The sequence below is a fragment of the Ruegeria sp. BC3 genome (assembly GCF_056539265.1).
The window spans coordinates 347,256-364,902 of sequence record NZ_JBQFUP010000001.1 but is presented as its reverse complement, the minus strand read 5'-3'; the positions used below and the strand labels follow the sequence as shown (position 1 = coordinate 364,902).

Below are 17,647 nucleotides of genomic sequence, written 5' to 3'. Positions count from 1 at the left end.
GTGGATGGTATTGAGCGCCCCATCTGCCTGTAATCCAAAGGAACAACGCCCGTGGACCTGACTGCGCTGCGCAATGCCAATCCTGAACACTGGAACAAGGCTGCGGCCATCCGCACCCTGACCCTTGATGCCGTCGCCGCCGCCAATTCCGGCCATTCCGGCATGCCCATGGGCATGGCCGATGTTGCGACCGTGCTGTTTGAAAAGCACCTGAAATTCGACGCCTCGGCCCCGAACTGGCCGGACCGCGACCGGTTCATCCTGTCGGCTGGTCACGGTTCGATGCTGATCTACTCCCTGCTGTATCTTACAGGCCATGCGGATGTGACGCTGGAAGAGATCAAGAACTTCCGCCAGTTGGGCGCAAAGACCGCCGGTCACCCGGAAAACTTCCTGGTCGACGGGATCGAAACCACCACCGGGCCGCTGGGTCAGGGTATCTCGAACGCTGTTGGCTTTGCCATGGCCGAGGAAATCCAGCGCGCGCATTACGGCAAGAAGGTCGTTGACCACTACACCTATGTCATCGCAGGTGACGGCTGCCTGATGGAAGGCGTCAGCCAAGAGGCGATCACACTGGCCGGTCGTCATGAGCTGAGCAAGCTGATCGTCTTCTGGGACAACAACAACATCACCATCGATGGCACTGTCGATATTGCAGACCGCACCGATCAGGTGCGCCGTTTCGCGGCTTCGGGCTGGCACGTGATTGAAATCGACGGCCACGATCCGCAAGCGATCGATGCAGCCATCGTCCAGGCGAAAAAGTCGAACAAACCGACCATGATCGCGTGCGAAAGCCATATCGCTCTGGGTCACGCAGCACAGGATACCTCGAAGGGTCACGGCGCGCTGACGGATCAGGAGCAGCTGAAAGCTGCCAAGGACGGCTATGGCTGGCCACACGACGCGTTTGAGATCCCTGCAGATGTGAAATCTGCTTGGGAAGCCATTGGTGCCCGTGGTGCCGCAGAGCGCGCGGAATGGGAAGAGCGTTTCGCTCAGTTGTCAGAGCGCAAACAGGCCGAGTTCAATCGCGCTTACGCGTTTGAAGCACCCAAGAAGCTGGCAGGTGCCATCCGCGCATTCAAAAAGCAGATGTCGGAAGATCAGCCAAAACTGGCCACCCGCGCCTCGTCCGAGAAGGTTCTGAACGTCGTGAACCCGATCATGACCGAGACTGTTGGCGGCTCGGCTGACCTGACCGGCTCGAACAACACCAAATCGGCCGATATGGGCGTGTTCCTGCCGGAAAACCGCAAAGGCCGCTACATCCACTACGGCATCCGCGAGCACGGCATGGCCGCTGCGATGAACGGCATGGCGCTGCATGGTGGCATCCGCCCCTATGGCGGCACGTTCATGGCCTTCACCGACTATGCCCGCCCGTCCATGCGTCTGGCGGCTCTGATGAAAATCCCGTCGGTCTTCGTGATGACCCATGACTCGATCGGTCTGGGCGAAGACGGTCCGACCCACCAGCCGGTCGAGCATCTGGCGATCTCGCGCGCGACACCAAACACCTATGTGTTCCGTCCCGCCGACACGGTTGAGACCGCTGAGGCTTGGGAACTGGCACTGACCTTCAAGGACAGCCCTTCTGTCCTGTCGCTGACCCGTCAGGGCGTGCCGACCGTTCGGACGCAGCACAAAACCAAGAACCTTGTTGCACAGGGTGCTTATGTTCTGGCCGAAGCCGAAGGCAAGCGTCAGGCCATCCTGATCGCCACTGGTTCCGAAGTCTCGCTGGCGATGGAAGCCAAGGCGATGCTCGAAGCCGAAGGCATCGGAACTCGCGTCGTATCAATGCCGTGCATGGAGCTATTCGCCGAGCAGGACGAAGCCTACCGCAAACGCGTTCTTCCTGCCGGTGCTGTTCGCGTCGGCATTGAAGCCGCTGTTCGCGCCGGTGGTTGGGACCGCTGGCTGCTGGGTGAGCGTGGTCGTGAGGCCAAAGCAGGCTTTATCGGCATGGACAGCTTTGGTGCATCTGCCCCGGCTGGTGAGCTGTATAAGCATTTCGGCATCACAGCCGAGGCAACCGTTGCCAAGGTTAAGGAACTGCTGGGTTAATCCCGCATTTCCATCCGCAGAAACAAGAAAAGCCCCGGTTTCGACCGGGGCTTTTTTGTAACCTTTTTGTAACCTTGCGCGGGCTTACCCGAAGATAATCACCGATTGCATTCCGTCGACCACAAGTTCGCCGTCCGTATTCCACATCCGCATCACTTGCGAGCTGTAGCCATCGCGGCCAGCGGTCAACTGGTTCTCCATCAACCACCACCCATCCCGGGTTTGAACGGATTCCGACAACAGATTGATCATCCAGTTCATCGATGAATTGACTGTAGGCGCCTTCAACAATGGGAACACCATCGGCGGCAGTACATCGGCCAGAGCAATCAAACCCTCCAACTTGCCCCGCATCTTCGGATCCCTATGGCGGGCCCAGACGCGGTTGTATCCATTGTCGGACCCGGCAAAGGGCAGCTGTCCGTCGATCAACTGAAGATCAAAGTTATCAAGAAATGGAATCGGTGCCTTTGTCAGTCCCTGCGGCAGGTAACTGGGCGTATCTTCAGGATTGGGTGCGGTCTTGGCGGGGTGTTCAACAGCAATCTGGCTTTGCTGAGGTGCACCAAAGGAAAAGGTGCCAACAGCAGCCGTTCTTCCCGCGACCTGCGCGCGAGACAATAGCGTCGTCACGTTGCGGCCCTGCCGCAGAACCTCGGCACTGACGTCAGGGCCTTCGGTAACCGGAGCCGTAAAGTTGATCATAGCAGAGCGCAGAGGCGGCAAATCCGGATGTTGCGCACGCGCTGCATGCAGCAACAAAGCGGCGGTGAACCCGCCAAAACCGGTCCGACCCTGCATCCAGTTCGGCGGCAACGGGTAGTTCTGCGTGTCGTCGACACGTTCAGCTGATTCAAGAGTCTGGGACAGGGTAAGCTCGGACATGGTTTGGGATTCCCTCAGTTCGCACTGACCATAAGAAGTGACAGCAACCCGAGCACCTGTAACCTCGCGTTAGTGCGCCTCAGAATTTCCCTTAATCGCCTTGAGCGCGGGTGAGATTACCTTTGTCGCCAGCGGGATCAAAACCATCCCCCAGGCCAGCCCAAACACACCATCCATCGCAGCTTTGGAAATCCACTCGACCGCTCCAACCCACTGTTCTGAAACGGAATGACCGATTGCATAGGCCCAGTCGTGGATGTGGTGACCCAGCCAGCCAAATCCCAGAACCTCCATCCCGTGAATGATGATGGATCCGCCAACCCACAGCATCGCAGCCGTACCGACGACGGACAGCATCTTCATCACCACCGGCATCGCCTTGACCAACCCACGACCGAACCCGCGCCCGATCGGGGTGAACGCGTTCTGGGCCAGATACAGCCCGATATCGTCCATCTTTACGATCAGCGCCACCGAGCCATAGACCGCCACCGTGACACCGATACCGACGACCGCCAGAGTGGCCGCCTGCATCCAAAGGTTCGGGGCCTCAACTGCGGCCAGCGCTATAGTCATGATTTCGGCAGAAAGGATAAAGTCGGTCTTGATCGCCCCTTTGACCTTTTGTTCCTCAAGGTGGCCGGGATCACGAATTGCCATGTCCTCTTTGATGACGTGGCTGCCATGCGGAAAGAGGACGTGGAAAATCTTCTCGGCCCCTTCAAAACATAAATAGGACCCCCCGAGCATCAGCAAGGGCGTGATCATCCACGGGGCAAAATTGGCCAGCAACAAGGCGACGGGCAGCAGCAGGATGATTTTGTTGAAAATAGAACCGCGCGCAATGCGCCAGATGATCGGTAACTCGCGCGCCGGAGCGAATCCCTGAACGTATTTCGGGGTGACTGCCGCGTCGTCAATGATGACCCCCGCCGTCTTTGCCCCCGCCTTGCCCGCTGCTGCGACCACATCATCAACGGACGCCGCCGCAACTTTTGCAATGCCTGCAACGTCATCCAATAGGGCCAACAGACCGCTCATGGCGCTTCCTTTCATCTCACCTGCCGCACTCAAACCCTACCTGATCCGACGGCTAGCGCAAGCGTTAGCGCAACCGGCGCAGGTTTGCGCTAACACGTTAAAAATATGTCACTTTTGCTCTTTTGAGAAAGGGCATTGACGGCTATATGGCCTGCAAAGCAAGCGCAGTTGGAGACGTCATATGACCATCAAGGTCGGCATCAATGGTTTTGGCCGCATCGGCCGTTGTACACTGTCGCATATCGCGGCATCCGCCCGGAACGACATCGAAGTGATCAAGGTCAACGCGACTGGTCCGCTGGAAACAACGGCGCATCTGCTGAAATACGACAGCATCCACGGCCGCTTCCCGCGCGACGTTGCCATCGACGGTAAGACTATGGATCTGGGCCGCGGCCCGATGGAGATGTTCTCGACCTATGACATGAACGAGCTGGATTGGGACGGTTGTGACGTCGTTCTGGAATGCACCGGTAAGTTCAACGACGGGCTGAAGGCCAACACCCACCTTGAGCGCGGAGCGCAAAAGGTTCTGCTGTCTGCCCCCGGCAAGAACGTCGACAAGACCATCGTCTACGGTGTGAACCACAACAGCCTGGTGGCCGACGACAAAATGGTCTCCAATGGCTCTTGCACCACGAACTGCCTTGCTCCGCTTGCCAAGGTCCTGGACGAAGGCATCGGCATCGAACACGGCATCATGACCACGATCCACGCCTATACCGGTGACCAGCCGACATTGGACCGCCGCCATAGTGACCTGTACCGCGCTCGCGCAGCCGCTATGTCGATGATCCCGACCTCGACCGGCGCGGCGAAAGCCCTGGGAGAAGTTCTGCCGAACCTCAAGGGTCGTCTGGACGGGTCTGCCATCCGCGTGCCGACACCGAACGTCTCGGCTGTTGACCTGACCTTCCGCGCTTCGCGTGATGTCACAGCAGAAGAAGTGAACGCCATCGTACGCGAAGCCTCGCAGGGTTCGATGCAGCGCGTTCTGGGTTATGAACCCGCACCTTTGGTTTCGACCGATTTCAACCACACCGAAGAAAGTTCGATCTTCGCGCCGGACCAGACCCGCGTTGTTGGCGACCGCATGGTTCGCGTTCTGGCCTGGTACGATAACGAGTGGGCGTTCTCGGTTCGCATGGCAGACGTCGCTGTTGCGATGGGTCGGCTTAACTAAGATACCTCTGAAATCTTGAACCTTTTCGCCCGCTCAGGTTATCTGGGCGGGCGTTTTCGTCCGGGGCCATCATGACCAATCAAATCGCCATTTGGCTTGCTTTGCTGATCCTGGGCCTGTTTCTGATCGACTACGCCATCTTCGGAACCGAACACCTGCTGTTCCTTGGTAAAAAACTTTACGCCTTTCTGGATTGGCTCGCCTTCTGGCGCTGAGTGATGTTTCGCTTGACTTTTCCGCTGAACTAGCGTTGTTAGCGCTAACTTCATTTTTGCCGAATTTCGGACGGAGCAGGACATGACACTCAAGCTGGCAATCAACGGATTTGGACGGATCGGACGCGGCGTATTGCGCGCAGTGATGGAGTCCGGTCGCACGGATGTTGAAATCGTCGCCATCAACGATCTGGCAAAACCCGAAATGAACGCGCATCTCTTCGAGTTTGACAGCGTGCATGGCCGTTACTCAAAGCCGGTGACCCTGACCGAAGCTGGTCTGGATATTGGTGCGGGCCCAATCCGTCTGACCAGTGAACGTGAGCCCGAAAAGCTGGATTGGTCGGACATCGACGTCGTTTTGGAGTGCACCGGCGTGTTCCGCACACGCGAAGCCGCGTCTCGTCACTTTGAAAACGGATCGAAAAAGGTTCTGATCTCGGCGCCTGCCCGTGGCGATGGCGCGGTGAAGACCATTGTGTTTGGCGTCAACGATCACGAATTGACCGCTGAGGACACCGTTGTCTCGAACGCATCGTGCACGACGAACTGCCTGTCTCCTGTCGCCGCCGCACTGGATGCGGGCCTCGGGATTGTGCACGGCAACATGACCACTGTTCACGCCTATACCGCCAGCCAACCGGTCCACGACACGGCAGGAAAGGATCCTTACCTGTCGCGCGCAGCTGCCCTGTCGATGATCCCGACCACCACGGGTGCAGCCTCGGCCGTTGGGCTGGTCCTGCCGCAATTGGCAGGCAAACTGACCGGCCAGGCCATTCGGGTCCCTACCCCGAACGTATCCGTGGTCGATCTGGTCGCCGAAGTATCGCGCCCAACGACCGAAGAAGAAGTGAACGCGCTGTTCGTAGAAGCCGCAGCCAAAATCCCCGGAGTTCTGGCGTCCGAGAACCGCCCGTTGATCTCGGTAGATTTCAACCACGACGCGCACAGCTCGACCGTGTCGCTACCAGAAACCAAGGTGACCGACGGCACCCTGGTTCGCGTTCTTGCGTGGTATGACAACGAATGGGGCTTCTCGAACCGGATGCTGGACACCGCAGCCGCGATGGGCGCCCTAGCCTAAACGCTCGGTCAGAGCATCTTTGACGGCGGGCGTGACGAATTTCGACACGTCCCCGTTCAAACGGGCGATTTCTTTAACCAGTTTAGACGCGATGGCCTGATGCCGTGCTTCGGCCATCAGAAAGACCGTCTCGATCGAGTCATCTAGTGCCCGGTTCATCCCGACCATCTGGAACTCATACTCGAAATCCGCAACAGCGCGCAGACCGCGCACGATGATCTGTGCCCCAACATCGCGGGCGCAATCAATCAGCAGATTTTCAAAAGGATGAGCAACAATCTCGGTCCCGGTTTGCTCGGTCAGGTAAGCGCATTCGGCCTCGATCATGGCCACGCGTTCTTCCAGTGAGAACAAAGGCCCTTTGTCGCGGTTAATGGCGACGCCGATGACCAGCTTGTCAACCAACGCCGCAGCACGCCGGATGATGTCGATATGACCCAGAGTAATTGGATCGAAAGTTCCTGGATATAATCCAACCCTCATCAGGGCCTCCTGCGCAACAATAATTCTGCGCCAGCAAACATAACTCTGCCGCAGACGCAAGGGGCAGCGTTTGGTCACAAGACTTCAGTGGCCCATGATCATGCCTTGCAAGGCGTCCTTCTCCATGGCCAGTTCCGCCAACTGAGCCTTGACCACATCGCCCAGCGTGACAATCCCTACCAGCTTGCCCTCTTCGACAACCGGCATGTGGCGAAATCGCCCTTCGGTCATGCGGCTCATGATGTCCTGAACAGTGTCTTGCTGCGTGGCCGTCACAAGGTCATGCGTCATGTAGGCGCTGACCGGTTGGGTCAGACAGCCGCTACCACTGGCGGCCAGTTCGCGCACGATGTCACGTTCGGACAAAATACCCATTGCCGTCTCGCCACCATCCTCTGACACAACCACTGTACCGATGCGCTTTTCCGACAAAATCTTCGAAGCGTCTGACACCGTGACCGTTGGCGCAACTGTGACGACCCCTCCGGTGGCCTTGGATTTCAGAATGGCCTGAACGAGCATATGCGTAACCTCCGAAATAATGTCCTGTTTTCCAAAGCGTTGCCGGAATGAATAAACCTGTCAAGGTGACACTTCGGCTTCAAGCCGCTCAACCTCTTCACGGATGCCCTGCGTCAGGGCCTGTGCGAAACGGTTCAGCCGTTCGTTCCGCTGATCGCCCTGATGGCGCACCAGGTGAAAACTGCGGGTCAGACTCACCTGATCCGTTAGGATTTTCTGCAGGTTCGGATGAAATGGCAGCGTGAAATCATGCGCCACGCAGATGCCCGTGCCCACCGTCACCTGACGCAGCTGCACCGACACCGAATTCGATGCAAGCGGAACACGGTCAACACCGATATCGACCAGATAGTCCAGCTCGCGGTCAAAGATCATGTCCGGAATGTAGCCAATCATACGATGACCTTTGAGGTCCTCGAGCGACCGTACTTCAGAATGCGCAGCCAGATAGTCGCGCGTCGCGACAAGATGCAATTTATAGTCGGTGATCTTCTGCACCAACAAGCTGCCCGCAGTCGGTGCGCTGACGGTCACGGCCATATCGGCCTCGCGCCGGGACAGGTTGATCACACGGGGCAAGGCAAGAATCTGAATATCCAGGTCCGGGTTGGCATCACTGATTTTCGCGCAGACCTGAGGCAATAGGTAGTTGGCCGATCCATCTGGCGCACCGATCCGTATCTGACCACTGAGCTTCTTTGACGTGCCCGCCATTGACCCTGCTGCGGCGCGCATCGCCTCTTCGGCTTTCAGGCCGTGTTCCATCAAGCGCGTACCTGCTTGTGTCAGCAAATACCCCTGCTGCGACTTGGTGAACAGCGGCGCGTCCAGAGAAGCCTCCAGTCGAGCGATCCTCCGCCCGACGGTTGCGGGGTCGATTTTCAACTGGCGTCCAGCGGCTGACAGGCTTTCCTCGCGCGCAACGGCCAAAAAGACCCGCATATCATCCCAATTTGGCGTCAAAACCCGTCCTTTGCATTTTTGCAAAACTTCTTTGAGACATTGCCTCTGTTCACGCAAATTATGCAAGCCTATCCTGCGCGCAAATCTATTCGGAGGAGATCTGCCATGACCGAGCTGTCCCATTTCATTAACGGCGAAAACGTCGCCGGAACCTCAGGACGCTTTGACGACGTCTTTAACCCTGCCACAGGCGAGGTGCAGTACAAGTGCCCCATGGCAAGCGCAGCAGAAACGACCGCTGCCATCGAAAGCGCCGCCGCTGCACAACCCGCATGGGGCGCGACCAACCCGCAAAAACGCGCACGGGTCATGATGGCGATGGTTCACCTGATGAACCGCGACATGGACAAACTGGCCGAAGCGCTGAGCCGCGAGCACGGTAAGACCATTCCCGACGCCAAAGGCGACCTGCAGCGTGGTCTGGAAGTGATCGAATACTGCATCGCCGCGCCGCAGATGCTGAAAGGCGAATTCACCGACAGCGCTGGTCCGGGTATCGACATGTACTCGATGCGTCAGCCTTTGGGCGTTGTCGGCTCGATCATGCCGTTCAACTTCCCCGCAATGATGCCGCTGTGGCACGTTGGTCCGGCTCTGGCTTGCGGCAACGCCGTGGTTCTGAAACCGTCCGAGCGTGACCCCTCGGTTCCGCTGATGCTGGCCGAACTGTTCGTAGAGGCAGGTCTGCCCAAGGGCGTGTTCCAGGTGGTGAACGGTGACAAGGAGGCCGTTGATACCATCCTCGACAGCGAGATCATTCAGGGCGTCAGCTTTGTTGGCTCGACCCCGATCGCGCAATACATCTATTCCCGCGCCACCGCGAACGGCAAACGTGCGCAATGTTTTGGCGGCGCGAAAAACCACATGATCGTCATGCCCGACGCCGATTTGGATCAGGCTGCCGATGCTTTGGTCGGCGCAGGCTTCGGTGCAGCGGGCGAACGCTGCATGGCTGTTTCCGTCGCGGTTCCGGTTGGTGAAGAGACCGCGGATGCGCTGATTGAAAAACTGGTGCCCCGGATCGAAAAGCTGAAGGTCGGCCCCTACACCGCTGGCGATGATGTCGACATGGGCCCGGTCGTCACCGGTGCCGCGAAAGAGCGTATTCTCGGCCTGATCGACTCAGGCGTGGAACAGGGCGCCAAACTGGTCGTCGACAACCGCGACTTCAGCCTGCAGGGTTATGAGGACGGCTTCTTTGTCGGACCGCACCTGTTCGACCACGTGACGCCCGAGATGGACATCTACAAACAGGAAATCTTCGGACCGGTTCTGTCGACCGTGCGCGCCGGTTCCTATGAAGAAGCTCTGAAGCTTGCGATGGACCACGAGTATGGCAACGGCACCGCGATCTTCACCCGTGACGGCGACACCGCGCGTGATTTCGCCAGCCGTGTAAATATCGGCATGGTCGGCATCAACGTCCCGATCCCGGTTCCGCTGGCCTACCACACCTTTGGCGGCTGGAAGAAATCGATGTTCGGTGACCTGAATCAGCACGGCCCCGACAGCTTCAAGTTCTACACCCGCACCAAAACGGTGACCGCACGTTGGCCGTCGGGCATCAAGGAAGGTGGCGAGTTCAACTTCAAAGCGATGGACTGATGTCCACCGCTTGAAACACCCAAAGGCCGCCCGGCTGGGCGGCCTTTTTCGTTCCCTGACGAGGTGTCAGTTCTGGAGGAACTCGCGGAGTGTAATCTTGCCATCAAAATCAGCGTCGAACTCCGCCATCACCATCCGCAGGTCGTGCGCGGGCATGCAGGCTTTGGCGATGCCATCAATCAGATCGCTTTCGACCAGGGTCACGCACTCAGCGGACAGCGGTTCGTCCATTTCCGGGTCTGGAAACTCGATGAGGTCCCGCACCTCCAGCGCGACGAACTCATCCGGCGAAACAACGCCGTTCTCATCAACGTCATAGTCGAGAAACTCGACCGCCCGTTCTGCCAGATAGAATATCTCGAATTCCGAGTATTCGACCCGACCGTCGGCATTCGTGTCTGCCCGGCTGATTTCATCCGCTGCGATCGCTTCGACGGTGCAGGGTTCCGTCGCTGAATCGCAATCATCCGGTACGAACAAGACGTCTTCCTCGGACAAAAACTGATGAAATTCCGCCTGTGTGATTTGGCCGTCGCCATTTCGGTCCAGCTCGGCAAAGAAAATCCGGGCTGTTGTTGTTGCTTGTGCAGGTGTCTGGGCCGACCCCCAATACAGCCCCGCCAACAAAAGGACAGGCAACGCATAGAGTGTCTTTGGGGCGAAACGGCTGAGTGAACGGATAGGCATGTCTTCTTCTCCAACTGGGTTTGTTGAAGGCCCTGCCAGTTCGCGGTCGATCACGCCGCGTACGAGCTCGCTCATCGACGATCCGCGCTGCTCGCTCAGATCTGCCAATTTGCTTTTCAACTCGTAAGATACGCGTATTTCCAAGGTTTCCGATTTCTTGGTCATATCGTGCGGTCTCCGGAATGCTGTGGGCCTGTCCCATGGAGTTGGAGGAGGTATAGCCAGAAAAATACCCTAACCCGTGTCCGGTAAACAGGAAAATCCTGTCCGGACATCAAGGAAACCCGCGTCCGGACAGGCAGAATTTCGCGTGGAGGGCGCAGTTCTCACGGAAAATTCAAGGGATACATCTGGTCGTTGGGTTAACCTGACACTAAATTGCGAAAAATCCCGAGTAGTCCTTTAGGAGGCATCTGTGTCCAGTTCCCGTATCAACCGTCGTACTGCGCTGCTTGGCGTTGCGTCCGTCCTTGCGACGCCGACGCTGCTACGCGCCCAAAGCTCTGATGCCTTCCCGACGAATGAAGAGGCGATCAGCACGCAATTGCCAGTACGCCGTAACATCTCGTCCTTCTCGCAGCAAAACTGGCAGGACCACTTTGATACGTTGGGTGTGGGCGCGTTGCTGGCCGATATCACCAGCCGCGCGGTTCACTATTGGGGGCCGGATGGTACATACAAATTGTACCCAAGCTCGGTTCCCATGAGCGAGGAACTGACCAAGCGTGGATATACCAAAGTTGTCCGAAAGGCCGAGTATCCAAGCTGGACCCCGACCGCCTCGATGCGTGAACGCGATCCGGCGCTTCCGGTTCGGATGGAAGGCGGCGACCCCGGCAATCCGCTGGGCACTCGTGCAATGTATCTGGGGTGGCCAGCTTACCTGGTGCATGGAACCCACGATACCCGCAAGATCGGACGCCAAAGCTCGTCGGGTTGCATCGGTCTTTATAACCAGCACGTCGAAGAGCTTTACCCGCTGGTTCAAATTGGAACTCAAGTCAGACTGGTCTGACGACAAAGCCCCGGACTTAAGGACCGGGGCTTTTTCATAGGTATGAGGTCTTATTCCGGCAGGATCACAGCATCGACGACGTGGATCACGCCATTGCTGGTTTCGATGTCGGCCTGAATAACCTCGGCGTCATTTACTTTCACGCCGCGCTTGGCATTCACGGACAGGCGGTCGCCCTGCACGGTCAGAACCTGTGCACGCTTACCTGCGATGTCGCCCGACATGACCTTGGCGGGAACCACGTGATAGGTAAGGATTTCGACCAGTTGGTCTTTGTTTTCCGGCAGCAGAAGTGTTTCCACCGTGCCTTCGGGCAACGCGGCAAACGCTTCGTCTGTGGGCGCGAATACAGTAAACGGACCATCGCCTTTCAGCGTGTCGACCAGACCGGCGGCCTGAACGGCAGCGACCAGGGTGTTGAACGATCCGGCCGATACGGCGGTGTCAACGATATCTGCGGCCTGCGCTTTGACGGGCAGTGCAAGTGCGAGTGCGGCGGCGGCGCCCATAAACGTACGGCGAAACATGGCTGTTAACTCCTCTCCAGCTTGTTATGGAAAGGGGTACGGGCGTTTTGACGCATCGGATCACAAAAGGATCAGATTTATTTGACCTGAACCCAGATGCTCTGGGCGCGGCCGTCCTTTAGAAACGGTAAGGCTTCGACGGCGTCCGGGCGGTCCTGTTGCAACAGGAAACCCGGCCAAAGCATTGAATATGAACCAGATTGCAGCAAGGCGTGCAGCATGTACTGCTCGCCCCAACCAGGGCAGTCATAGAAGAATCGATTGGGATATTCATAGGGCAGAAAAACATCGTGCACGTGGATCACGACACCGGGCTTCAACGCCGGAATGATGCGGCAGAACAGATGCGCGACATCATTGCTCATACGCACAACATGGCTGGAATCGATGAATAGAACATCGCCCGCTTCAAGCTGGTCAAAGAGCGCCGGATCGACGTCTTCCAGTCTTTTCTGTTCGAACCGGTCCACCACATGGGCGATATCCGCCCGTGGGTATGGGTCAATCGCGGTGACTTCTGTGTCCAAACCCCCATCAATGATCGCCTGACGTGTTACACGGGTCGAGTTGCCGCAACCGACCTCGATCACGCGTTTGGGCGTAAACCGGCGGATCATCAGGTACAGGGCGTCCGCATCCGGGCTATCGTAATAGCCGTTGTTGATGCGATACCCGGTTTTGTTCTGCGCCGGGTCTTTCAAAGCTTCAAGCGCTGCTGAGTGCTCGTGATACTCCGCCACCAATTGGCTGACGTCGAACCCTTCCATCCCCGGTGACAAGGCGTAGGCCGGGCGCGTAAGCCCACCTGCCTGCTCGAACGCCTCAAGGCGCGCGCGCTCGTCGCGTTCGGTCACCTTGTCGATCAGTTTCACACCAAACCGGTCGAGGACAGCATTCAGCCGGGGAAATTTCCTGGGTTTCACGGGGGGCTCCGGGTTTGGTCACACGTTAACCGCCTCCTTACCTGTGCCAATGGGGCCTCTGCAAGAACCCCACAGGCAAACACTTGGCAAAAAGGCGATTTCCGTATTCACTGGTCCGAACACAATTGCGAGGGGCGGAATGCAGCAAGACTTCACGCTGGGCATCGAAGAAGAGTATTTGCTGGTCGATCGCGACAGCCTTGAACTTGCCGAAGCTCCAGCGGGATTGATGGACGCCTGCCAGGCCGATTTTGAAGGACAGGTCAGCCCTGAGTTCCTGCAATGCCAGATTGAGGTTGGAACACGGCCCCATGTCACCATCAGCTCTGCGCGTGAGGATCTGAAACGCCTGCGGTCTTGCGTTGCAAAGCGTGCGGCCGAGCATAACCTGGCCCCGATCGCGGTCTCGTGCCATCCGTTTGCCGATTGGAAGAAACAGCATCACACGCGCAAAGACCGCTATGACGCGTTGCAACACGCGCTGGGTGGCGTGGCACGCCGGATGTTGATTTGCGGCATGCACGTGCATGTGGGCGTGGCGGATCAGGCCCTGCGCGCCGATCTGATGCCGCAGCTTTCGTACTTCCTTCCGCATCTGCTGGCCCTTTCGACCTCATCCCCCTACTGGAACGGCGAGGACACAGGTCTGTCGTCCTATCGCTTGACCGTGTTTGACAACCTGCCCCGCACCGGCCTGCCGCCCGTTTTCTCTAGCTGGTCTGAATATGAACGCACCACGGGCGTTCTGGTTGAGCTGGGTGTGATCGAGGACACGACGAAAATCTGGTGGGACCTGCGCCCGTCACACCGGTTCCCGACGCTGGAAACCCGCATCATGGATGTTCAACCGCGGCTCGAGCACGCGCTGTCCCTCGCTGCTATGGTGCAGGCGCTGACGCGAATGCTGTGCCGGTTGAAGGACCGAAACCTGCGCTGGCGGCAGTATGACCGCTTTCTGATCGGTGAAAACCGCTGGCGCGCGCAGCGCTATGGTGTGGGCGAAGGGATGATCGACTTTGGTGAGCGTTCCGTGAAACCGATGCCTGAACTGATGGGTGAACTGATGGGAATGCTGGCCGAAGATGCCGAGGCACTGGGGACAATGCCTGAACTGGCGAAACTGGTGCAGATCGCTCAGAACGGTACATCAGCCACGCGCCAGCGCCGCGTTCATGCCGAGGCCTCCGCTAAGGGAGACGATCCCGGACAGGCGGTCGTCCGACACCTGATCGAAGAGTTTCATCAAGACCTCTGAACACGCGTTTTCGTCTGGCGTTCCTGTCATGCAGGTGATTGCTGACCGTGCAAAATTTCTGTAAGGATTCAGAAATAAACACTCGTTCAATTCATTGGGCAGCGTGGGAGGCACACCATGGATTTCGCAACGACCGAAGAGCAGAACGCGATCTTCGATATGGCCTATGATTTTGGGCAGGAACATATCGCTCCCTTCGCCCGTCTGTGGGAGGCCGAAGGCACCATCCCCAAGGACTTGTGGCCCCGAATTGGTGAGCTGGGATTCGGCGGTCTGTACGTGTCCGAAGAAAGCGGCGGTTCGGGTCTGTCCCGCCTTGACGCCACACTTGTATTCGAAGCGCTGTCGATGGCCTGCCCCTCGGTTGCGGCGTTTCTGTCGATCCACAATATGTGCGCCAAGATGCTGGACAGTTTCGCCAGTGACTCACTGAAATCTCGGATCATGCCCGATGTTCTGACCCTGAATACCGTGCTCAGCTACTGCCTGACCGAGCCTGGATCGGGGTCCGACGCAGCCGCGCTGAAAACCCGAGCCGAGCGTACGAACGAAGGGTACACTCTGAACGGCACCAAGGCGTTTATCTCGGGTGGCGGATATTCGGACGCCTATGTTTGCATGGTGCGCACCGGTCAGGACGGGCCAAAGGGCATTTCGACCGTATATGTCGAGGATGGTGCCCCCGGCCTCAGCTTTGGCGCGCTGGAGCAGAAGATGGGCTGGAAAAGCCAACCCACCGCCCAGGTGCAGTTCGACGACTGCAAAATCCCCTCGGACAATCTTGTCGGGGTTGAAGGTGACGGCTTCAAATACGCGATGATGGGTCTGGACGGTGGTCGCCTGAACATTGCTTCGTGCTCGTTAGGAGCGGCACAGACCGGGCTGAACATGACGTTGCAATATATGTCGGAACGCAAAGCCTTTGGGCAGTCCATCGACCAGTTCCAGGCGCTTCAGTTCCGACTTGCCGATATGGAGATCGAATTGCAGGCCGCCCGGACTTTCCTGCGGCAGGCTGCGTGGAAACTGGATCAAGGCGCACCTGATGCCACCAAGTTCTGTGCCATGGCCAAGAAGTTTGTGACCGAAACGGGTTCGAAAGTTGTCGACCAGTGCCTGCAATTGCATGGCGGTTATGGCTATCTGGCCGATTACGGCATCGAAAAGCTTGTGCGCGACCTTCGCGTGCATCAGATTCTGGAAGGCACAAACGAGATCATGCGCGTCATCGTCGCGCGCCAGATGCTTTCTCAACGCTGAGGACGTCATGTCAGACATCTATATCCGCACCACAGGCCGCGCCGGGCGCATCACCCTTACGCGCCCTAAGGCCCTGAATGCGCTCAGCTATGATATGTGCATGGCCATTGATACAGCCTTGCGCAATTGGCGCGAAGATGATGCGGTCGACCTGATCATATTGGACGCCGAAGGCGAAAAGGCGTTCTGCGCAGGTGGTGACATCGCCCAGCTTTATGACACCGGCATGAAAGGGGATTTCGGATACGGACGCACGTTCTGGCGAGACGAGTATCGTCTGAATGCTCTGATCTTCGAATACCCTAAGCCGGTGGTTAGTTTTCTGCAGGGCTTCACCATGGGTGGTGGCGTGGGCATCGGCTGCCATGGCAGCCATCGCATCGTGGGTGAAACCTCGCAAATCGCCCTGCCCGAATGCTCGATCGGATTGGTGCCGGATGTGGGAAGCACGCTAATGCTGGCGCTAGCGCCCGGACGATTGGGGGAATACCTGGGCACGACCGGGCATCGGATGGGTCCGGCTGACGCGATTTTGGCCGGTTTCGCGGATCACTACATCCCGATCCAACACTGGCAAGACCTGATCGAAATGCTCGAGGCATCCGGGAGTACCGACAGCCTTGAAGCCCATTCCGAGACCCCGCTCGAAGGCAATTTGGCCGTCCTTCAATCCCAGATCGACGCGGATTTTGGCGGCGAAACCCTTGGGGATATCCAGATCAGCCTGCAGAACTCGGACAATGACGATGCCGCCGCAGCGCTAAAGCTGATCGGGCGAAATTCGCCGCTGTCCATGGCTTGTACTGTTGAGATCCTGCACCGACTTCGCTCCCCGACCCTGACCATGCGCAAGGCGTTGGAGATGGAGTATCGCTTTACCTATCGCGCGATGGAGCACGGAGATTTTCTGGAAGGCATACGGGCGCAAATCATAGACAAGGATCGCAACCCAAGCTGGCAACATCAGGGCCAAGACGTTCCCGCGGTGGCCGTTTCGAACATGCTGCAGCCATTGGGTGCGGACACTCTGAAATTCGAGGAGGAATAAGAATGAAAATCGGGTTTATCGGCCTCGGCAACATGGGCAATCCGATGGCGGCCAACCTAGCCAAAGCGGGGCATGATGTGGTCGGTTTCGACATGGCGGATGTCAGCGTGCCGGGCGTGACCATGGCCAACTCTGGCGCCGAAGCTGCCACAGGGGCCGACATCGTTGTCACCATGTTGCCCAACGGGCAAATCCTGCGGGCTGTGGCAGGTGAAATCATCCCCGCGATGAGCGCGGGCTCGGTCTGGATTGATTGCTCGACCGTCGATGTCGACAGCGCACGTGCAGTAGCGGATCAGGCTAAGGATGCGGGTGTAATGGCAGTTGATGCTCCGGTATCGGGCGGCATCGGTGGCGCGGCCGCAGGAACTTTGACATTCATGGCCGGTGGCAGCGACGCGGCCTTCGAAAAGGCTGCTCCGCTGTTCGAGATCATGGGCCAAAAGGCCGTACATTGTGGCGAAGCCGGAGCCGGTCAAGCCGCAAAAATCTGCAACAACATGATCCTGGGCGTGACCATGATTGCCACCTGCGAAGCCTTCGCGCTGGCCGATAAGCTGGGACTGGACCGGCAAAAGATGTTCGACGTGGTCAGCACATCCTCGGGCTATAGCTGGACGATGAATGCCTATTGCCCGGCGCCCGGCGTCGGTCCGTCCAGCCCTGCAGACAATGACTATCAGCCCGGGTTTGCGGCAGAGCTGATGCTAAAAGACCTGCGCCTTAGCCAGCAGGCCGCCGAAAGCTCGGATGCTGATACGCCAATGGGTCAGGTTGCGACCGCACTGTATGAACAATTCGTCGAGTCGGAAGACGGGCTTGGCAAAGACTTCTCGGCCATGCTTCCCCGGTTCGAAAAGCGTGGAAGAAGCTGA

The 17,647-nt window shown here is 58.0% G+C and carries 18 protein-coding genes; 10 read left to right on the top strand and 8 right to left on the bottom strand.

Annotated elements, in window-relative coordinates; genetic code table 11:
- Positions 1–51: 51 nt before the first annotated feature.
- Positions 52–2,073: a transketolase gene (gene tkt, locus ACR0MV_RS01750; protein ID WP_480700801.1), complete on the top strand. Its 2,022-nt coding sequence runs from the start codon at positions 52–54 to the stop codon at positions 2,071–2,073.
- An 84-nt stretch (positions 2,074–2,157) separates the two neighbouring features.
- Here the strand turns inward: tkt and ACR0MV_RS01745 are convergent, their stop codons facing one another.
- Positions 2,158–2,958 (bottom strand): thioesterase family protein, encoded by an 801-nt coding sequence (locus ACR0MV_RS01745; protein WP_480700800.1) that lies wholly within the window; start codon positions 2,956–2,958, stop codon positions 2,158–2,160.
- Between the two features lie 69 nt (positions 2,959–3,027).
- Positions 3,028–3,999 carry a DUF808 domain-containing protein gene (locus tag ACR0MV_RS01740; protein ID WP_480700799.1) on the bottom strand — a complete coding sequence of 324 codons (972 nt, stop codon included), beginning with the start codon at positions 3,997–3,999 and terminating at the stop codon, positions 3,028–3,030.
- Between the two features lie 181 nt (positions 4,000–4,180).
- Between ACR0MV_RS01740 and gap (ACR0MV_RS01735) the strand changes: the two genes are divergently transcribed.
- The 3 genes from gap (ACR0MV_RS01735) to gap (ACR0MV_RS01725) all read left to right on the top strand — a co-directional run bounded on the left by gap (ACR0MV_RS01735) (position 4,181) and on the right by gap (ACR0MV_RS01725) (position 6,484).
- Positions 4,181–5,182 carry a type I glyceraldehyde-3-phosphate dehydrogenase gene (gap, locus tag ACR0MV_RS01735; RefSeq protein WP_170425194.1) on the top strand — a complete coding sequence of 334 codons (1,002 nt, stop codon included), beginning with the start codon at positions 4,181–4,183 and terminating at the stop codon, positions 5,180–5,182.
- A gap of 71 nt (positions 5,183–5,253) precedes the next feature.
- A complete protein-coding gene (locus ACR0MV_RS01730; RefSeq protein WP_480700798.1) occupies positions 5,254–5,397 on the top strand; it encodes a hypothetical protein in 144 nt (47 codons plus the stop codon).
- An 82-nt stretch (positions 5,398–5,479) separates the two neighbouring features.
- Positions 5,480–6,484 (top strand): type I glyceraldehyde-3-phosphate dehydrogenase, encoded by a 1,005-nt coding sequence (gap, locus tag ACR0MV_RS01725; RefSeq protein WP_480700797.1) that lies wholly within the window; start codon positions 5,480–5,482, stop codon positions 6,482–6,484.
- Here the strand turns inward: gap (ACR0MV_RS01725) and coaD are convergent.
- The 3 genes from coaD to ACR0MV_RS01710 form a co-directional block, all read right to left on the bottom strand.
- A complete protein-coding gene (gene coaD, locus ACR0MV_RS01720; protein WP_170425204.1) occupies positions 6,476–6,967 on the bottom strand; it encodes a pantetheine-phosphate adenylyltransferase in 492 nt (163 codons plus the stop codon). The genes gap (ACR0MV_RS01725) and coaD overlap by 9 nt on opposite strands.
- Before the next feature lie 84 nt (positions 6,968–7,051).
- Positions 7,052–7,489, bottom strand: a complete 438-nt coding sequence (locus ACR0MV_RS01715) for a CBS domain-containing protein (RefSeq protein WP_480700796.1) — start codon at positions 7,487–7,489, stop codon at positions 7,052–7,054.
- Positions 7,490–7,549: 60 nt separating this feature from the next.
- Entirely contained in the window at positions 7,550–8,452 is a 903-nt protein-coding gene (locus ACR0MV_RS01710) for a LysR family transcriptional regulator (protein WP_480700795.1), read from the bottom strand.
- A 105-nt stretch (positions 8,453–8,557) separates the two neighbouring features.
- Between ACR0MV_RS01710 and ACR0MV_RS01705 the strand changes: the two genes are divergently transcribed.
- On the top strand, positions 8,558–10,057 hold the full coding sequence (locus tag ACR0MV_RS01705; protein ID WP_170463881.1) for a CoA-acylating methylmalonate-semialdehyde dehydrogenase: 1,500 nt from the start codon (positions 8,558–8,560) through the stop codon (positions 10,055–10,057).
- A 66-nt stretch (positions 10,058–10,123) separates the two neighbouring features.
- On the opposite strand, the gene ACR0MV_RS01700 is transcribed toward ACR0MV_RS01705, so the two are convergent.
- Positions 10,124–10,909 (bottom strand): EF-hand domain-containing protein, encoded by a 786-nt coding sequence (locus tag ACR0MV_RS01700; RefSeq protein ID WP_480700794.1) that lies wholly within the window; start codon positions 10,907–10,909, stop codon positions 10,124–10,126.
- Between the two features lie 250 nt (positions 10,910–11,159).
- Here ACR0MV_RS01700 and ACR0MV_RS01695 point away from each other — a divergent pair, with 250 nt between their 5' ends.
- Positions 11,160–11,759 (top strand): L,D-transpeptidase, encoded by a 600-nt coding sequence (locus ACR0MV_RS01695; RefSeq protein WP_170425219.1) that lies wholly within the window; start codon positions 11,160–11,162, stop codon positions 11,757–11,759.
- 50 nt (positions 11,760–11,809) lie between these two features.
- On the opposite strand, the gene ACR0MV_RS01690 is transcribed toward ACR0MV_RS01695, so the two are convergent.
- Together ACR0MV_RS01690 and ACR0MV_RS01685 are read right to left on the bottom strand one after the other, a co-directional pair.
- Positions 11,810–12,286 carry a fasciclin domain-containing protein gene (locus tag ACR0MV_RS01690; RefSeq protein WP_170425222.1) on the bottom strand — a complete coding sequence of 159 codons (477 nt, stop codon included), beginning with the start codon at positions 12,284–12,286 and terminating at the stop codon, positions 11,810–11,812.
- Between the two features lie 77 nt (positions 12,287–12,363).
- On the bottom strand, positions 12,364–13,209 hold the full coding sequence (locus ACR0MV_RS01685) for a class I SAM-dependent methyltransferase (RefSeq protein WP_480700793.1): 846 nt from the start codon (positions 13,207–13,209) through the stop codon (positions 12,364–12,366).
- A gap of 139 nt (positions 13,210–13,348) precedes the next feature.
- Between ACR0MV_RS01685 and ACR0MV_RS01680 the strand changes: the two genes are divergently transcribed.
- The 4 genes from ACR0MV_RS01680 (at position 13,349) to mmsB (ending at position 17,647) form a co-directional block, all read left to right on the top strand.
- Positions 13,349–14,464, top strand: a complete 1,116-nt coding sequence (locus ACR0MV_RS01680) for a carboxylate-amine ligase (protein ID WP_475203458.1) — start codon at positions 13,349–13,351, stop codon at positions 14,462–14,464.
- Between the two features lie 117 nt (positions 14,465–14,581).
- A complete protein-coding gene (locus ACR0MV_RS01675; RefSeq protein ID WP_480700792.1) occupies positions 14,582–15,724 on the top strand; it encodes an acyl-CoA dehydrogenase family protein in 1,143 nt (380 codons plus the stop codon).
- 7 nt (positions 15,725–15,731) lie between these two features.
- A complete protein-coding gene (locus tag ACR0MV_RS01670) occupies positions 15,732–16,772 on the top strand; it encodes an enoyl-CoA hydratase/isomerase family protein (RefSeq protein WP_480700791.1) in 1,041 nt (346 codons plus the stop codon).
- A gap of 2 nt (positions 16,773–16,774) precedes the next feature.
- Positions 16,775–17,647, top strand: coding sequence for a 3-hydroxyisobutyrate dehydrogenase (gene mmsB / locus ACR0MV_RS01665; RefSeq protein WP_480700790.1), 873 nt, complete (start codon positions 16,775–16,777; stop codon positions 17,645–17,647).

Coding starts and splice junctions, on each gene's coding strand:
- ACR0MV_RS01700 (WP_480700794.1), bottom strand. CDS start 10,909: ATGACCAAGAAATCGGAAACCTTGGAAATACGCGTATCTTACGAGTTG.
- gap (WP_480700797.1), top strand. CDS start 5,480: ATGACACTCAAGCTGGCAATCAACGGATTTGGACGGATCGGACGCGGC.
- ACR0MV_RS01715 (WP_480700796.1), bottom strand. CDS start 7,489: ATGCTCGTTCAGGCCATTCTGAAATCCAAGGCCACCGGAGGGGTCGTC.
- coaD (WP_170425204.1), bottom strand. CDS start 6,967: ATGAGGGTTGGATTATATCCAGGAACTTTCGATCCAATTACTCTGGGT.
- ACR0MV_RS01730 (WP_480700798.1), top strand. CDS start 5,254: ATGACCAATCAAATCGCCATTTGGCTTGCTTTGCTGATCCTGGGCCTG.
- ACR0MV_RS01670 (WP_480700791.1), top strand. CDS start 15,732: ATGTCAGACATCTATATCCGCACCACAGGCCGCGCCGGGCGCATCACC.
- ACR0MV_RS01690 (WP_170425222.1), bottom strand. CDS start 12,286: ATGTTTCGCCGTACGTTTATGGGCGCCGCCGCCGCACTCGCACTTGCA.
- ACR0MV_RS01740 (WP_480700799.1), bottom strand. CDS start 3,999: ATGAGCGGTCTGTTGGCCCTATTGGATGACGTTGCAGGCATTGCAAAA.
- ACR0MV_RS01745 (WP_480700800.1), bottom strand. CDS start 2,958: ATGTCCGAGCTTACCCTGTCCCAGACTCTTGAATCAGCTGAACGTGTC.
- mmsB (WP_480700790.1), top strand. CDS start 16,775: ATGAAAATCGGGTTTATCGGCCTCGGCAACATGGGCAATCCGATGGCG.
- ACR0MV_RS01675 (WP_480700792.1), top strand. CDS start 14,582: ATGGATTTCGCAACGACCGAAGAGCAGAACGCGATCTTCGATATGGCC.
- ACR0MV_RS01705 (WP_170463881.1), top strand. CDS start 8,558: ATGACCGAGCTGTCCCATTTCATTAACGGCGAAAACGTCGCCGGAACC.
- gap (WP_170425194.1), top strand. CDS start 4,181: ATGACCATCAAGGTCGGCATCAATGGTTTTGGCCGCATCGGCCGTTGT.
- ACR0MV_RS01680 (WP_475203458.1), top strand. CDS start 13,349: ATGCAGCAAGACTTCACGCTGGGCATCGAAGAAGAGTATTTGCTGGTC.